The organism is Vogesella sp. XCS3, from assembly GCF_020616155.1.
In the GTDB taxonomy this organism is placed as follows: Bacteria; Pseudomonadota; Gammaproteobacteria; order Burkholderiales; family Chromobacteriaceae; genus Vogesella.
Genome location: NZ_CP085530.1, coordinates 1305607 through 1321259, shown reverse-complemented (window position 1 = coordinate 1321259; position 15653 = coordinate 1305607). Strand labels below are relative to the sequence as shown.

General features: G+C 61.8%; 13 protein-coding genes. 6 read left to right on the top strand and 7 right to left on the bottom strand.

The window, feature by feature from the left end; all coding sequences use genetic code 11:
• Positions 1 to 71: 71 nt before the first annotated feature.
• The 4 genes from LCH97_RS06200 to LCH97_RS06185 all read right to left on the bottom strand — a co-directional run bounded on the left by LCH97_RS06200 (position 72) and on the right by LCH97_RS06185 (position 3688).
• Positions 72 to 1034 carry a DMT family transporter gene (locus tag LCH97_RS06200; protein ID WP_227304106.1) on the bottom strand — a complete coding sequence of 321 codons (963 nt, stop codon included), beginning with the start codon at positions 1032 to 1034 and terminating at the stop codon, positions 72 to 74.
• Between the two features lie 166 nt (positions 1035 to 1200).
• On the bottom strand, positions 1201 to 2019 hold the full coding sequence (locus tag LCH97_RS06195) for an AraC family transcriptional regulator (protein WP_227304104.1): 819 nt from the start codon (positions 2017 to 2019) through the stop codon (positions 1201 to 1203).
• A gap of 124 nt (positions 2020 to 2143) precedes the next feature.
• Positions 2144 to 2584 carry a hypothetical protein gene (locus tag LCH97_RS06190; RefSeq protein ID WP_227304102.1) on the bottom strand — a complete coding sequence of 147 codons (441 nt, stop codon included), beginning with the start codon at positions 2582 to 2584 and terminating at the stop codon, positions 2144 to 2146.
• A gap of 39 nt (positions 2585 to 2623) precedes the next feature.
• Positions 2624 to 3688 (bottom strand): poly(3-hydroxybutyrate) depolymerase, encoded by a 1065-nt coding sequence (locus LCH97_RS06185; RefSeq protein WP_227304100.1) that lies wholly within the window; start codon positions 3686 to 3688, stop codon positions 2624 to 2626.
• Between the two features lie 175 nt (positions 3689 to 3863).
• On the opposite strand from LCH97_RS06185, the gene LCH97_RS06180 reads away from it, so the two are divergent.
• From LCH97_RS06180 to LCH97_RS06160, 5 genes are all read left to right on the top strand, one after another.
• Positions 3864 to 4442 (top strand): TMEM175 family protein, encoded by a 579-nt coding sequence (locus tag LCH97_RS06180; protein WP_227304098.1) that lies wholly within the window; start codon positions 3864 to 3866, stop codon positions 4440 to 4442.
• Positions 4443 to 4580: 138 nt separating this feature from the next.
• Positions 4581 to 5621 (top strand): aminopeptidase, encoded by a 1041-nt coding sequence (locus tag LCH97_RS06175; protein ID WP_227304096.1) that lies wholly within the window; start codon positions 4581 to 4583, stop codon positions 5619 to 5621.
• 17 nt (positions 5622 to 5638) lie between these two features.
• Positions 5639 to 6070 (top strand): DUF192 domain-containing protein, encoded by a 432-nt coding sequence (locus LCH97_RS06170; protein WP_227304093.1) that lies wholly within the window; start codon positions 5639 to 5641, stop codon positions 6068 to 6070.
• A gap of 284 nt (positions 6071 to 6354) precedes the next feature.
• Positions 6355 to 7968: a methyl-accepting chemotaxis protein gene (locus tag LCH97_RS06165; protein WP_227304091.1), complete on the top strand. Its 1614-nt coding sequence runs from the start codon at positions 6355 to 6357 to the stop codon at positions 7966 to 7968.
• A gap of 118 nt (positions 7969 to 8086) precedes the next feature.
• Positions 8087 to 8974, top strand: coding sequence for a dienelactone hydrolase family protein (locus LCH97_RS06160; RefSeq protein ID WP_227304089.1), 888 nt, complete (start codon positions 8087 to 8089; stop codon positions 8972 to 8974).
• 152 nt (positions 8975 to 9126) lie between these two features.
• Here the strand turns inward: LCH97_RS06160 and ushA are convergent, their stop codons facing one another.
• Together ushA and LCH97_RS06150 are read right to left on the bottom strand one after the other, a co-directional pair.
• The gene (gene ushA / locus LCH97_RS06155; protein WP_227304087.1) at positions 9127 to 10767 is read right to left on the bottom strand and encodes a bifunctional UDP-sugar hydrolase/5'-nucleotidase UshA; all 1641 of its coding nucleotides are present in this window, start codon (positions 10765 to 10767) and stop codon (positions 9127 to 9129) included.
• A gap of 105 nt (positions 10768 to 10872) precedes the next feature.
• Positions 10873 to 12558 (bottom strand): glutamine--tRNA ligase/YqeY domain fusion protein, encoded by a 1686-nt coding sequence (locus LCH97_RS06150; RefSeq protein ID WP_227304085.1) that lies wholly within the window; start codon positions 12556 to 12558, stop codon positions 10873 to 10875.
• A 339-nt stretch (positions 12559 to 12897) separates the two neighbouring features.
• Between LCH97_RS06150 and ppk2 the strand changes: the two genes are divergently transcribed.
• Positions 12898 to 13746, top strand: a complete 849-nt coding sequence (gene ppk2 / locus LCH97_RS06145; RefSeq protein ID WP_227305276.1) for a polyphosphate kinase 2 — start codon at positions 12898 to 12900, stop codon at positions 13744 to 13746.
• 79 nt (positions 13747 to 13825) lie between these two features.
• Here ppk2 and LCH97_RS06140 read toward each other — a convergent pair whose 3' ends face one another.
• On the bottom strand, positions 13826 to 15499 hold the full coding sequence (locus LCH97_RS06140) for a SulP family inorganic anion transporter (RefSeq protein ID WP_227304083.1): 1674 nt from the start codon (positions 15497 to 15499) through the stop codon (positions 13826 to 13828).
• Between the last annotated feature and the right edge of the window lie 154 nt (positions 15500 to 15653).

Below are 15653 nucleotides of genomic sequence, written 5' to 3'. Positions count from 1 at the left end.
AAAAAAAATGCAATTAATCTGCAAGTGCATGATTTTTATAGGTGCCTGTCGGGGCTGGGCGGCGCTTGTTGTCATGCCGTTGCGGGTGCCTGCTTTTCCGGGCGCACGCGCATGGCCCACAGCACCCCCGCCAGTAGCAAGCCGATGCCGGCCAGTGATAGCCCGCCAGGCCATTGCCCCCTGAGCAAATAGGCAAAGGTCAGGGCTGCCAGTGTTTCAAACACGATCAGCTGCCCGGCCAGGCTGGTGGGCAGGCGCTGGCTGGCTTCGTTCCAGCACAGGGTGCCCAGCCACGATGCCAGCAGGGCTACGCCCAGCATCATCAGCATGAATTTGCCTGGTGTCGGCCCCAGCGGCATGGCAAAGCCTGGTGTGGCCAGCGTGCTGTATAGCCAGAAGCCTGCGTAGCCCAGCAGTGCCAGCGGCAGGGTGGCCAGGCCTTGCGCGGTAGCCCAGCCGCGTGGTTTGCGCTGTGGGTGGGCGCGTAGCCAGTTGCCATTGCGTATCGGGTACCAGGTCCAGCAGGCTACAGCCAGCAGCGCCATGATGGCACCACTGCCGTAGCGCGCCATGTCTATGCCAGGCTGCAAGGCTAGTGCGGCCAACTCTGCCTGGTTGACGCAGGCAATGCCGGCCAGGATGACGGCCAGCGGGGGCAGTAGCTTGCCCCAGGGCAGGTGCCCGTCGCGCTGGTGGTTGAACAGGTTGGCGCTGATGGCAATCACCACGGGCAGTGTGCCGATCAGCATGGTGGGTAGCGGGCCGCCGGTGCGCTGTATGGCACTGGCCAGAAACAGGTAGTACAGCACATTGCCGATCAGCGACAGCTGCAGTGCCTCGCGCCAGTCGGCACGGGTGAGGTGGGCCAGCTCGCGGCGATCCAGCCAGGCCAGTGGCAGGGCAATCAGGCCAAAGGCCAGGTAGCGGCCAACGCTTAGCAGGGCGGCGGGGTAGTCCGGCAGCAGCAGGGGGGCAATGAAAACCAACCCCCATAGCGTGCCGGCGGCCAGGGCAAAGGCAATACCGGTAAACATGGGCTTCTCCAGGGTGCTTGCCCCAGTGTCGCTGCCGCGTTGCCTTGTTGTCTTGTACCAGCTTGCGGTGGGCTTGCGGCCTGCTGACACTATTTCTTGCCGTGGCGCCGGCCCGAGAGATTTTCCAATACCAGGTGGATGGCGATGCGCCGGGTAGTTCCCGGCGCTAGCCGCGTATGGCTTTCTGGTAGCGCGCAGGCGTGGTGCCGTAGCGTTTCAGAAAGCTGCGGTTCAGGTGTGCCTGGTCGGACAGGCCGCAATCTGCGGCCACCATGGCAGGAGCGATGCCTTGCGTGAGCAGCTGCTTGGCACGGTACAGGCGCAGTGCCATCAGCATTTGCTGCGGTGTGGCGTGGTAGTGCGCCTGGAACTGGCGCAAAAAGTGGAACGGGCTAAGCCCGGCAACCGCGGCCAGCGTTTCCAGGTTCAGGCGTGTCGCCAGATGCGCGTGCATGTAGTCGATAACACGGTCAAAGCGTTGGCCGCGTTGCGGTGTATTTTGTGTTGTGGCGAGCGGTGCCAGGGTTTGCAGCAGCTGCGCCAGCTGGCAGTCGAACGCCAGCGCATCGTGCGTTTGCCACAGCGCGGCCAACTGCTGCGATAGCTGTTGCGCGCGTGCAGGGTCACGGTGCACGGCTTGGTCGAACCACCAGCCTGGCCTGCCGGCGATCTCGTCCAGCACCTCTGGCGCGATGTAGATCATGTGGTATTGCCAGCCGGTGTCGGTTTCGGCACGCCCGGTGTGCAGTATGTCAGGGTTCATGGTCACGATGCTGCCGGGGCTGGCCAGGTGTTCGCTGCCGCGGTAGCGAAAGCGCTCCACCCCGCTGGCAACCGTGCCAAAGCCATACGCCGCGTGCGTGTGCGGCTCGAAAGCGTGCTGCACGATATGCGCGCGGTACAGCTCGATGCCGGCCCGCGTTGGCGGGTGAAAGAACTGAGCCTGGTCTAGGGGGAATTCAAACTGCTGGGGAACGCCTTGCATGCTTGGCCGAGCCTGGATGGGGCAAGAGCTGGCAGCTTAGCGGCTGGGCATAGCGGTGGCAATGCATGCTGACATGCCTGGCACCTTGGCCGCAGGTGCGGCTAAAGCGCCAGGCTTTGCTGACTTAATCAGGTGCGCTGCTGCCGGCAGTTTGCAGGCTGGCCCAGTAACCGTAGTTGATCTCCAGGTTTTCCTGCAGGCTGGCCAGGTCTACGGCCTGCTGGCCGATGATCTGTACCGCACGCAGCGCCAGGTTCATTTCCTGCTCCAGCAGCTTGGATACGGTATTGGCCTGGCCCAGCTGGCAGGCGGTGTGCAGCCAGCCTTGCCACTGTGCCAGCCAGCTATCTTGCTGGGCAATCAGCTTTTGCAGGCTGGCAGCCTGCAGCTGCGCCAGGCTTAGCCAGGTGTTGGTATGCGCCAGTGCCGGCAGCATGGCCAGGCTGGCGCCAAGATTGTGCTGCTGGCGGCTGGCCAGATTGCCCAGTAGTTGGCCGTGGCGTGGGCGCTGGTGCGGTGTTGGCAATTGCGCAGCTTGTGGCAGGGCGGGGTCGGCGTGGGTCATGTCGGATCCTTTGTGGTATCGGGCGGTGGTGTAGGCGGCTCAGCCGCCCAGGCGCTGCAGCATGGCGTGGATGGCGCGAATCTGTAGTGCCTGGCGCGAGTAGTAGTCGGGGTAGTCGGCACTGCGGCTGGTGTAGCCCCACCAGTCCCAGCAGCCATCCGGGTTTTGCGCCAGGGTGTTGTCGCTGCCGGCGGCTTGCGGGTACAGCACGATCAGGTTGTTGCTGTCGGCCAGCGTGTTGTAGCCGGTGGTGGTGATGTAGCGGTTGCCGTATGGCGGCTGGGTGGCGGTGTCGGCCTGGCCCAGGGTGTAGCTGACGTAGCTGTAGCCTTGCTTGCAGCCGTGCAGGGCGATGTGTACCCGCGCCGGCGCGCCGTCCAGTACCGCTTGCGGTACGTACACGTAGCCAAAGTCCGCCATGCTGGCGTGCGGATCGTTGCCAAAGAATTCGCGCTGGTCAAAACGCAGCAGTTGGCCGCTGGCCTGCGCCACAGGCGCCGCCAGGCCGGGGTAGATATGCTGCAGGATGTGGTGCGACTGCATGAAGCCGCCATTGTTGAGGTAAGGCGGCTGGTTGCTGGCCAGTGGCGAGTCTTCCGGGTTGTCGGTAATCAGCGAGTGGCCGGCCGGTAGCTGGTCGTGGTAGGCAATCTGGCTGTCTGGCACGCCCAGCAGGCGGTACATGTCGCGGGTTTGCGCCACCACCGCGCTGTTCACCACGCTGTCGGCGCTGCCGGTAAAGATATACACCCGCTGGCGCGAGAGGTTGGCCAGCGGGTCGATCAGCGCGTCGCGCTCGGCCTCGCGTGCCAGCTGCACCGAGCGCTGCGCAGGCGGTGCCAGCTCGGGCGTTAGCGGTGCCATGCATAGTTGCAGCGCGTTCAGCTCGTAGGCGTCCTCGGCCAGCCAGGCGGCGCCACGAAAGGTTTCTACGCCACGGTAGGGGCCGCCAGCCACCACGCCGGCACCGGCGAAGCTGGCCGAATGCGCCAGGTGCAGCTGCACCGTCATGAAGGCGCCGGATGATAGCCCGGAGAGCGAGCTTTCCCCGGCGGTAACCTTGTACTGATCCAGCTGAACGATGTGTGTGGTGGTTTGACGCATGTCTGGCTTCCTGTCGTCGTGCTGCGGGTGAGGGTGCTTGTATTGTTGGCCAGCTTACCGATTTTAATATGAATATTGCATTATTTTTATATTGATGGTTGTCGTTTGCTTTCGTTAAACCGGCTTTGGCAAACTTTTATACTGGGTGCTCACCTACGGTAAAAAGGGCAGCATCATGATGGGAAAAGGCAGGCTGGAAGCGTTTAGCGACGGGGTGTTGGCTATCATCATCACCATCATGGTGCTGGAGCTGAAAGTGCCGCACGGGGCCGACTGGGCAGTGTTGCAAAAGCTGTGGCCGGTTTTTGTCAGCTATATCCTGAGCTTTGTGTATGTCGGTATTTACTGGAATAACCACCACCACCTGCTGCACGCGTCGCGCCACGTCAGCGGCGTAGTGCTATGGGCCAATCTGCACCTGCTGTTCTGGTTGTCGCTGGTGCCGTTTACCAGTGGCTGGATGGGCGAGAACCACTTTGCCCCATTGCCCACCGCGCTGTACGGCCTGGTATTGCTGATGTCGGCCTTGGCCTACTGGCTATTGCAGTGCGCGCTGCAACGCTCGCCGGAAAACGCTTTGCTGGCGCAGGCGCTGGGGCGCGACCTCAAAGGCAAGCTGTCGCTGCTGTTGTACGTGCTGGGCATTGTGGTGGCCATGCAGCTGCCGGCGCTGGCCTGGGGTATTTATGCCGCCGTGGCCTTGATGTGGCTGGTGCCGGATCGCCGCATCGAGCGCCTGCTGCAGGCGGGCTAGGTATCGGCTACCCGCCGCAAGTAGCCGCTGGCCCGGGCTGGCGGCTTTTTGGTACCTTGCCCGCGACGGTGAGGCAACGTGTTGGTCTGCCTGTGAACACCGGCTATCATCGCGGCATGATGTTTAATCTGGATAAATATGACGCTGCACAAGATTCTGGCCGTACTGGGCGTGCTGTCGTGCTGGTCGCCGTGTATGGCAGCGGACACCAGCCAGGCCGCAGAGCGCGCCGCGCGTGAAATGCGCTACATCGCCAGCCAGTTCCCCGGCCGGCTGGCCGGGGCCGAGCGCGAGTTTGCCGCCGCCGAGTACCTGCATATCCAGCTGTCCAGCATGGGCTATCAAACGCAAACCCAGGCGTTTGATACCGAATACAGCTATGTGTTTGCCAATAATGTGCGGCAGCGCCGCCTGCTGCAATCGCGCAATGTGGTGGCCACCAAGCCGGGCGTTAGCGGCAAGGTTATCGTGATAGGCGCCCACTTTGATACCGCAACCACCCTGCACGAAGTACACGAGGGCGTGTTTGGCGGCGAGCAGCTGCAAGGGCTGGACGATAACGCCTCCGGCGTCGGCGTGATGCTGGCGCTAGCGCGCGAGCTGGCCGATGCACCGGTACAGCACACGTTGAAATTTGTGGCCTTTGGTGCCAAAGAGCTGGGCCTGAAAGGCTCGCAGGCGTATCTGGAGCAGTTGTCCGCTACCGAGCGCAGCCAGATTATGCTGATGGTGAACCTGGATAGCCTGCTCACTGGTGATGTGCTGTATTTCAATGCCGGCAAGCGCACCCTTGCGGCCAACCCGGCTGCCGGTGCCGCGCGTGACCGTGCGCTGGCGTTGGCCGCAGCGCTGGGCATAGACGCCCGCAGCAACCCCGGCCTGCACCCCGATTACCCAGCGGGAACCGGCTGCTGTTCCGATCAGGAAAGCTTCGACAAGGCCGGTATTCCCGTGCTGGCGGTAGAAGCCACCAACTGGTCGCTGGGCAAGGGGGATGGCTATACCCAGACCGCCCTGCCCGATATCCCCGGTGGCAGTAGCTGGCACCGCCCCGACATCGACAACTTGCAGCGTTTGCCGCAGCTGTTGCCCGGCCGGCTGGAGCAGCGGGCCAGCGATAGCTTGCGCATCCTGTTGCCTTTGCTGCTGGAAACCAGCGGTGCGCGCCCTGCGCCGTGAACCCCGGAGAACATCCCATGAAGACACTGCTTTTCCTGTTGGGCTGCTGGCCCATTTTGGCCGCAGCACAAGAAGACGCGCCCGCCATGCGCCAGTGCCAGGTGGTGTTTGACAATGGCCGCAGCCTGAGCGCGGTGCCGTTGGCAGAAACCAGTGCGCAGCAAATGCGCGGCCTGTCGCGGCGGCACGATGTGCGTAGCGGCATGTGGTTTGCCTTTGCGCAGCCCCAGCCCCTGCGCTTCTGGATGCGTGATACCTGGCAGCCGCTGTCGATAGGCTTTATTGACGAGGCAGGCGTGATTTTCCAGATAGCTGACATGCAGCCGGACACCCTGGACGTGCATGCCAGCACGCGTGCCGGTGTCGCGGCGCTGGAGCTGCCGCAAGGCGGCTTTGCCGGTTTGGGGGTGTCGGTTGGTACTCGGGTACAGTTGCAGGGATGTCGCTGAAGTGAGGAATTTTGGTATTGCATTGGTATTGCATATAACTGTGAGACTATATGCTAATTCTAAAGCATATGCATAAATAAAATATCAAAAGCGGGCGATATTTATTTTTATAATTTTAATATTATTTGAATAATTAAAATTAGCAGTAAATTTTGTCAATTTTATTGCAGGACTATTGCGATTTTGAGAGCCATTCTCATTTGAGCGGTAATTGCCGCTATGATGCTTTCCCGAAGCTGCTTGCATTCTGCACCCTGATGCAGCTGTAACTAGGGATTCTGGCAATGAAAATTCGCAACAAACTTGTTCTGTTCGGTCTGGTTGGACTCTTGGGTGTGATGGCCGTGGGGGCGGTAACTGTAGGGCAGCTGCAGCATATACGACAGGATGCCCGGCAGATTGCCGAGGTCTATGCACCGCAAATGTACGTGATTACCGATGTGGCAGAAGATTACGGCGATGCCCGCCGTGCCGCGCTGATGTTTTTAAGTGAGCCCGACAGTTCGCGCTGGGCCATGCTGGAGCAGGGATTTCGCCAGGAAGTGGCCGCAGCACAGGCAGGCCTGGACCGCTTTCAGGATATGAGCCACCAGCGTAGCGAACAGCTGCAAGTTATTGCAGCCAAAGACGATATGGCCCGCTACGAGGCGGCTGTGTTGCAAGCGTTTGCCCAGCAAAAGCTGGGCAATGCCGCCGAAGTGCAGCGCATCGTGCAAGCTGCGCGTCCGCTGGGTAACCAGCTCACCCGTTTTACCAACAACCTGAAGGCTGCCAAGCTGGCATTGATCAACCAGCACAATGGCAGCTTGTTTGCTGCGATCGAGCAGGCCGTCAGATGGAGTGCATTCATTGCCCTAGCGTGTTTGCTTGTCTTGCTAAGTTGCGCACTCGTGCTGGGCCGTAGCATTACCCAGCCGTTGTTGCGCATGAAGCAGGCGGTAAAGCACACCGGTGACAATCTGGATTTGAGCCAGCGTAGCAGCCAGGCGCAGCAGGATGAGGTCGGGGAGGTGCTGACCTCATTCAACGGCTTGCTGGACGTGCTGGTTGATAACTTGCGTGACATGCAACAAGTAGGGGTGAGCATAGGCGGTACCGCCGGCCAGCTGCGCGCCTCCTCGCAAAGCCTGTACGAGAAAGCCAGTGTGACAAGCCAGGCCAGTGCAAGCATGGCGGCCACGGTAGAGGAGGTGGCTTCCAGTATCCGTCTGGTAGCCGAGCATGCCCAAGGTGTTGATGGCGTAGCGCAGCAGGCAGGGGATGAGGCGCTGCGCGGGAGTGTGGTTATCGAAGAAACCATTACCTGCATCAACGATATGGCTGCGCAAGTACAGCAAACCGCCAACGACCTGCATCGCTTGCAAGGCAGTACCGAGGAAATCAATAACGCGGTCGGCATGATCAAGGATATTGCCGACCAAACCAATTTGCTGGCGCTGAACGCCGCCATCGAGGCGGCCCGTGCCGGAGAAACCGGCCGCGGCTTTGCCGTGGTGGCCGACGAAGTTCGCAAGCTGGCCGAGCGCACCGCGCAAACCACCGCACAAATCACCGACACCATCAACCGTATTCGCCAGGAAACCGACCGTAGTACCCGGGCTATGCAGGCAGCCGTGCAGCAGGTCGAGCAGGGCGTAGCGCGTGCTGGTGCGGCCAACTTGGCCGTGCGCCAGATTGTAGGCAGTGCAGCGCAAGTCAAGCTGCAGGTGGGGGAGATTACACAGTCCATGTCCGAGCAGTCGCAAGCCCTGGCACTGATCAGCGTGGAGATCGAGCGCGTCGCCAATCTGGCCGAGGCCAGCCACCAGACGGCCGGCGAGCTGGCTGGCGGCAGCCGCCTGCTGGACCAGCACGGACAAGGCCTGCTGCACATCCTGGGCAAGTACCGCCTGGCCTAGTGTCGCCCCGTGGCTGGCCCTGGCAGTAGCCTGCTGCGGCAAGCCGGGATTTTTTCCGGGCAGGCATGGTCTATGCTGGCTTGTCGCTTGCCCGTACCTACCCGCCATGGAGCCCAGCATGAGCCAGAAGCCGACTTTGCCCGCTGTAAATCAGGACATCATCCAGCTGTACGACGAATACACCCACGCCCCGCTGTCGCGGCGTGATTTTTTCCAGCGCCTGACGCGGCTGGCCGGTGGCACGGCTGCGGCCTACGCCATTCTGCCGCTGCTGGAAAACAACTATGCCCAGGCCCAGATGGTGGCGGCGGGCGATAGCCGTTTGCAGGCGGCCGATACCGTGTTTGGCCGCCTGGGCGAGGCCAGCCTCAGCGGTTACCGTGTACAGCCCGCTGGTGCCGATGTGCGCCAGCTGCCGGCGGTGATCGTCATCCATGAAAACCGTGGCTTGAACCCGCATATCCGCGACGTGGCGCGCCGGCTGGCGCTGGAAGGCTTTGTGGTGCTGGCGCCGGATTATCTGTCTAGCCTGGGCGGTACGCCGGCGGACGAAGACAAGGCGCGCGATATGTTTGCCAAGCTGGATGCCGCCGTGTCGCGCGATGTATCGCTGGCGGCGCTGGCCTACCTGCAAGGGCAGGGCAACGGCAAAGTGGGCGCGGTGGGCTTCTGCTGGGGTGGCGGCCAGGTGGGCCAGCTGGCGGTACACGCGCCGGCGCTGGGTGCCGGGGTGGTGTACTACGGCGCGCAGCCGGCGGCCGCCGACGTGCCGCGCATCAAGGCACCGCTGCTGCTGCACTACGCCGCGCTGGACGAGCGCATCAATGCCGGCATTCCGGCGTTCGAGGCGGCGCTGAAGGCCGCCGGTAACCGCTACACCCTGCAGCTGTACCCAGGTGTGAATCACGCGTTCAACAACGATACCAACGCCGCCCGCTACGACAAGGCCGCTGCCGAGCTGGCATGGGGGCGTAGCGTGACATTCTTGCGCCAGCAGCTGGCGTAGACAGCCTCTGCATCGTCAAGCAACAAGGCCGCTGCATGGCAGCGGCCTGGCCACTAACAAGACCAAGCCCCCGGCCTGGCAGGCAGGCGGGGGCTTGGGGTGTGGCAAGCTGCAAGGTTGGCCGCATGCGGCCAACCCTGGCGTGATGGCGCTTACTTGCGCACGATCTCGCCGGCCGGGTCAAACGTACCGGCCTTGATCACGCCATTGCGTGCGTTGATGAAGGCTTTCAGCACGTCGGCGTCGGCATAGCCGGTGTTGACGTAGCCCTTGTGGGCGGACAGTTTCGGATAGCCGTCACCACCTGCGGCGGTGAAGTTGTTCAGCGCGACGCGGTAGGTTTTGGCCGGGTCGATATCCTTGCCACCGATCTGTGCCTGTTTCAGGTCACCGCCTTCGATCACCAGCTTCACGCCGGCAAACTGCGGGAAAGCGCCGGAGCCCGGGCTCATCTTGGCCGCAGTGCGCAGCAGGTCCAGCGCTTCCTTGCCGGACAGGTCCACGTAGACCAGTGTGTTGCCAAACGGTTGTACCTTCAGCACGTCCTTGTAGGTGATCTTGCCGGCGGCGATGGAATCACGCACGCCACCCGAGTTCATGATGGCAAAGTCGGCCTGCGCTTTTTCTTTCATGGCGCTGGCAATCAGGATGCCCATGCTGGTGGGTTGGCTGCGTACCTGGTTGCGGTCGCCGTTGAGCTTGGCTTCGGTGGCGCCGATTTCTACCGACAAGGCTTCCTGGCCCTTGTTCTGGAACGGGCGCAGGAATTCCAGCACTTCGCTGTGTTCGGCGATCTGCTGGGTGTAGTACACCTTCTGTTCTTTACCGGCGCTGTCTTTTACGGTTTTTTTCAGGTTTACCGGAATCAGCTGGTATTTCACCAGTTTGAACTCGCCGTTCTTCAGCTCGAAATCGGCGCGGCCAACGTATTTGCCCCATTCGTGCGCCTGTACGATCCAGGCGCCGTTCTGGCGGTCCGGTGCGCAGTCGGTGCCTGGTACGTAGGCGTTGTCACGCACGTTTTCGGCTTTCATGCACACCGGGTTCTGGCTATGGCCGCCCACGATCAGGTTCAGGCCTTTTACCTTGCGTGCCATTTCCACGTCGCCTGGCGCGTTTACGCCATGGTCGCCGTTTTCGTAGTGGCCCATATGGGTGGTGGCAATCACCACGTCAGCCTGTTTGCGCAGCTGCGGTACCAGCTTGGCCGCTTCGGTGGCCGGGGTGCGGAACTCGATACCCTTGGTGTTTTCCGGGTTGGTCAGTTTTTTGGTGTCGTCGGTGGTCAGGCCCATCACCGCCACGCGCACGTCGCCCAGCTTGAAGATGCGGTACGGCTCGAACATGCGCTTGCCGTCTTTGTAGATGTTGGCCGACAGCATGGGGAAGTTGATCCACTGGCGCTGTTTGGCCAGTACTTCCGGCGATTTGTCGAACTCGTGGTTGCCCACGGCCATGGCATCGTAGCCCAGCAGGTTCATGCCTTTGAAGTCCGGCTCGGCGTCCTGCATATCGGACTCGGGTACGCCGGTATTCACGTCACCACCGTCCAGCAGCAGGCTGTAACCGCCGTTTTTGCGCACGTCGGCGCGGATCTGCTCGATGACGTTCTTGCGTGCGGCCATGCCGTATTCGCCATCGCTATTGCGCCAGAAGCGGCCGTGGTGGTCGTTGGTGTGCAGGATGGTGATCTTGTAAACCTGGTCTTTGGCTGGCTTGGCCAGTGCAGTACCAGAAGTCGCCGACATGGCGGCAAGTACGGACAGGCAGAGTGCCGGATAGCGTAGTTTCATGGATGGGCCCCGTATTTCGTTTTATAGACGCAGACCCTGCAGTATCGCGCAGGGCAAAAAAAAACGGCAAGCCCCTGCGTGCAGGGCTTGCCGTTATGGCTGGATTTATTTGCTCCAGTTGTCTTTCAGGCCAACGGTGCGGTTGAACACCGGTTTGGCGCCCGCCTGGTGTTCGCGGCGGTCGGTCACGAAATAACCGATACGCTCGAACTGGTAGCGGGTTTCAGGCGCTGCCTGCAGTACTACCGGCTCGACATAGCCGGTAATGGTGGTCAGCGAGGCCGGGTTCACGAAGTTCATGAAGTCCACGTACTCGCCGTCTTCACCGCGTACCGCGTCCGGGCGTGCTTCGGTGAACAGGCGGTCGTACAGGCGTACTTCGGCTTCGATGGCGTGGTTGGCGGCAATCCAGTGGATCACGCCCTTCACCTTGCGGCCAACCGGGTTCTGGCCCAGCGTGTCGTGGTCGATGGAGCACTTCAGCTCGATAACGTTACCGCTGTCGTCTTTGATGACTTCATCGCACTTGATCACGTAGCTGTAGCGCAGGCGTACTTCGCCGCCCGGCGTCAGGCGCTGCCATTTCGGCGGTGGCACTTCGGCAAAGTCTTCGCGTTCGATGTAGATCTCGCGTGCCAGCGGGATCTCGCGCTCGCCCATTTCCGGGTGGTGCGGGTGGAACGGCGCGCTGCGGCTGCCGGTAACACCTTCCTGGTAGTTGGTGAGGGTGACCTTGATCGGGTCCAGCACCGCAATCACGCGCGGCGATTCGTTTTCCAGCGATTCACGCACGGCGCCTTCCAGCACCGACATGTCGATGATGTTTTCACTCTTGGACACGCCAATACGCTGCGCAAACAGGCGCACGCCAGCCGGGCTGTAGCCGCGGCGGCGCATGCCGGCGATGGTAGGCATGCGCGGGTCGTCCCAGCCGGTTACCACGCCCTGGTTTACCAGGTGCTGCAGCTTGCGTTTGGAGGTCAGCGCGTACAGCAGCTCCAGGCGCGAGAATTCGATCTGCTGCGGGTGGTGGCCGATGCTGATGTTGTCCAGCACCCAGTCGTACAGCGGGCGGTGGTCTTCGAACTCCAGCGAGCACAGGCTGTGGGTAATGCCTTCGATGGCGTCGGAAATGCAGTGCGTGTAGTCGTACATCGGGTAGATGCACCACTTGTCGCCGGTACGGTGGTGATGCACGCGACGGATACGGTAGATGGCCGGGTCGCGCAAGTTGATATTGGGCGAGGCCATATCGATCTTCAGGCGCAGCGTCTTGCTGCCGTCGGCAAACTCGCCGTTTTTCATGCGCGTGAACAGGTCGAGGTTTTCCTCTACGCTGCGTTCACGGTAGGGGCTGTTCTTGCCCGGCGCGGTCAGGCCACCGCGGTATTCGCGCATTTCGTCCGGCGTCAGGTCGCAGACAAAAGCCTTGCCGGCGCGGATCAGCTCTACGGCAAAGTCGTACAGCTGGTCGAAGTAGTCGGAAGCAAAACGGATCTCGCCGTTCCACTGGAAGCCCAGCCAGCTGATGTCCTCGCGGAAGGCCTGCACGAACTCGTCGGATTCTTTTTCCGGGTTGGTGTCGTCCATGCGCAGGTTGCACTGGCCGTTGTAGTCTTCGGCCAGGCCGAAGTTGATGCAGATCGCCTTGGCGTGGCCTACGTGGGCGTAGCCGTTCGGCTCGGGTGGAAAGCGGGTCACCACGGCGGCACGTTTGCCGGTGGCCAAGTCTTCATCGATGATCGAGCGGATGAAGTTGCTGATCACCGGGGCATTGTTTTCTGCAGACATCGACTTTTCTTGTAGCAATAGATAATCGCACGATTGTAACCGATAACCCCCGTCCCGCGGATAGTGGGTAATTGGGGCAGGTGATTTGCGCCATATCAAGTGCATTTATCGAAATCGGCAAATACTACAGGACATCGGCGTAGCATGATTCGCTTACCCACCCCCCAGGAGCAGCCCATGAATGAGAACGAAAAGGCCATGGCGGCCACCCCTGACATGCCAGACGCCACCACAGCAGCACCGCAAGCCTCGGCCCGCCGCCGGCGCAAACCGTCAGCCCAGGCGCAGCGCGAGGCGGCCGCCCGCGAGATCGAGGCGGTCAGCCACGCACCGGTGGCCATGCAGGTAGCGCACGCACCGCATGGCACGGCAGAAGACAGCAACAGCGCGCCGCTGCCGGCCGCGTACCCGTACAAAAACCGCATCAAGCGCGCCGATTACGAACGCCAGAAAGCCGAGCTGCAAGTAGAGCTGCTGAAGGTGCAGAACTGGGTGAAAGAAACCGGCCAGAAAATTGTGGTGATTTTTGAAGGCCGCGACGCAGCAGGCAAGGGCGGTACCATCAAACGTTTCATGGAGCACCTGAACCCGCGCGGCGCCCGTGTGGTGGCGCTGGAAAAACCCACCGAGCAAGAGCGTGGCCAGTGGTACTTCCAGCGTTATATCCCGCTGCTGCCTACCGCCGGTGAAATGGTGCTGTTTGACCGCAGCTGGTACAACCGCGCCGGTGTAGAGCGCGTGATGGGCTTTTGTACCCCGCAGGAATACCTGGAATTCATGCGCCAGACCCCGCAGCTGGAGCGCATGCTGGTGAACAGCGGCATCCGCCTGTTCAAGTTCTGGTTCTCGGTAAGCCGCGAAGAGCAGCTGCGCCGCTTTATCTCGCGCCGCGACGACCCGCTCAAGCACTGGAAGCTGTCGCCTATCGATATCCAGTCGCTGGACAAGTGGGACGACTACACCGAAGCCAAGAAGGCGATGTTCTTCCATACCGATACGGCGGATGCACCGTGGACGGTGATCAAGTCCGACGACAAAAAGCGCGCGCGGCTGAACTGCCTGCGCCACTTTTTGTGGACGCTGCCGTACCCCAACAAGAACACGGCCATCCTGAAGCCGGACGAGCGCATTGTCGGCGCCGCCGCCGAGGTGTTCGAGCCTTCTGAAAAAGATATCAGCAGCTTCTGATACGCTGCCAGGCAGCAAAAAGGTTGGCCGCAGTGCGATTGCGGCCAACCTTTTTTTGCGGGCTATCGCCGGTGGCGGGCTAGCCCCACACCACGCCGCTGGTCAGCACTTCTTCCGCCCGCTGCAGGGCGGTGGTGAGGTCGGGCTGGATATTGCGCGGCCCCATTTCTTCGGCCAGGTGGGCGCTGCGTATCATGGCGGTAACTTCGGTACCCGCGCCGCAGATCACCAGCGTGCGGTTTTGCTGCGCCAGGCGCTGGTTCAGTGCCGACAGCGCCAGCAGGCCACTGGTGTCCAGCAGTACCAGGCGGTGCAGCTGCAGGATGATCACCCGCGCCTCGGGGGCTTCCTGGGCAATCTGTTCTACGGTATCGGCCGCACCAAAAAACAGCGCCCCTTCTACCCGGTAGGCCACGCAGCCCGCAGGCACGTGTTTGCCGGCAATCGAGTGGCGTTCGTACAGCACGGCGTGCTCCGGCTTGAGCTGCTGCACGCTGGTACTGGCGGCCATGCGCTTGATAAAGAACACGGCGGCAATCAGCAGGCCGATTTCTACCGCAATGGTCAGGTCGAAGATCACCGTCAGGGCAAAGGTAATGGCCAGCACGGCCGTGTCCTGGCGCGGGAACTGCGCGGCCTTGCGGATATCCCAGTCGCCCATCTTGATGGCCACCGAGATCAGGATGGCTGCCAGCGCCGCCAGCGGAATGTACGCGGCCAGCGGTGCCGCCACCAGAATCACCAGCAGCAGCAAGACCGCGTGCACAATGCCCGATACCGGCGTTTGCCCACCGTTGCTGATATTGGTGGCCGTGCGCGCTATCGCGCCGGTGGCGGGAATGCCGCCAAAGAACGGCACTACCATATTGGCCACGCCCTGGGCGATCAGCTCCTGGTTGGCGTCGTGCTTGTCGCCGGTGAGGCTGTCGGCCACCACCGCGCACAGCAGCGATTCGATCGCGCCCAGCAGGGCAATGGTAAAGGCTGGCGCCAGCAGGTCGGACAGGTGTTCCGGGTCAAAGCTCAGACCGTGAAACGCCGGCAGCCCCTGCGGTATGCCGCCGAATTTGCTGCCTATGGTGGCCAGCGGCAGCTCGAACAGTGTCACGGTCAGCGTGGCCAGGATCAGCGCCACAAACGGCCCCGGCAGGGTTTTGCCCAGCCGCTTGGGCCAGAACAGGATCAGCAACAGCGACGCCATGGAGATGGCCAGCGTCAGCGGGTCGAACTGCGGCAGGGTCACGCGCAGCAAATCCATTACCGCAAAAAAGCCGGCCGGCATCTTGTCGATGGGCAGGCCGAAAAAGTCTTTCAGCTGGGTGAGGAAAATCAGCACGGCAATACCGTTGGTAAAGCCGGTAATCAGCGGCATGGGGAAAAACTTGATGACCTGCCCCAGCCGCAGCAAGCCCATGATCACCAGCATCACCCCCGCCATGAAGGTACAGATAATCAGGTTGGCCACGCCGTACTTCAGCACGATGCCGTAGATGATGACGATAAACGCCCCGGTAGGCCCGGTAACGCATAGCCGCGTGCCGCCCAGCGCCGAGGCCAGAAAGCCGGCAATCACCGCGGTAAAAATCCCCGCCTGCGGCGGCACACCACTGGCGATGGCAAACGCCATGGCCAGCGGCAGGGCGACAATGCCCACCGTGAGCCCGGCCATCAGGTCCTGGCGGAACAGCTGGCGGTTGTAGTGGCGCAGGGTATCCAGCAGCGTGGGGCGCAGCCCCGGCAAGGCAGTGAGCATGGCAGGCAGTCTTGTTCGAGTTGTATTGCCATCAGACTAAGCAATAAACCCTGCCTGTTTCAAGGGTTAACCGTGTTACAGCAACATGCTGTGCGCCAGCGCAAGGTTGGCCGCAACAGCTACCGGGTGCCGCGACTGCTTGGCGGTACCCAGC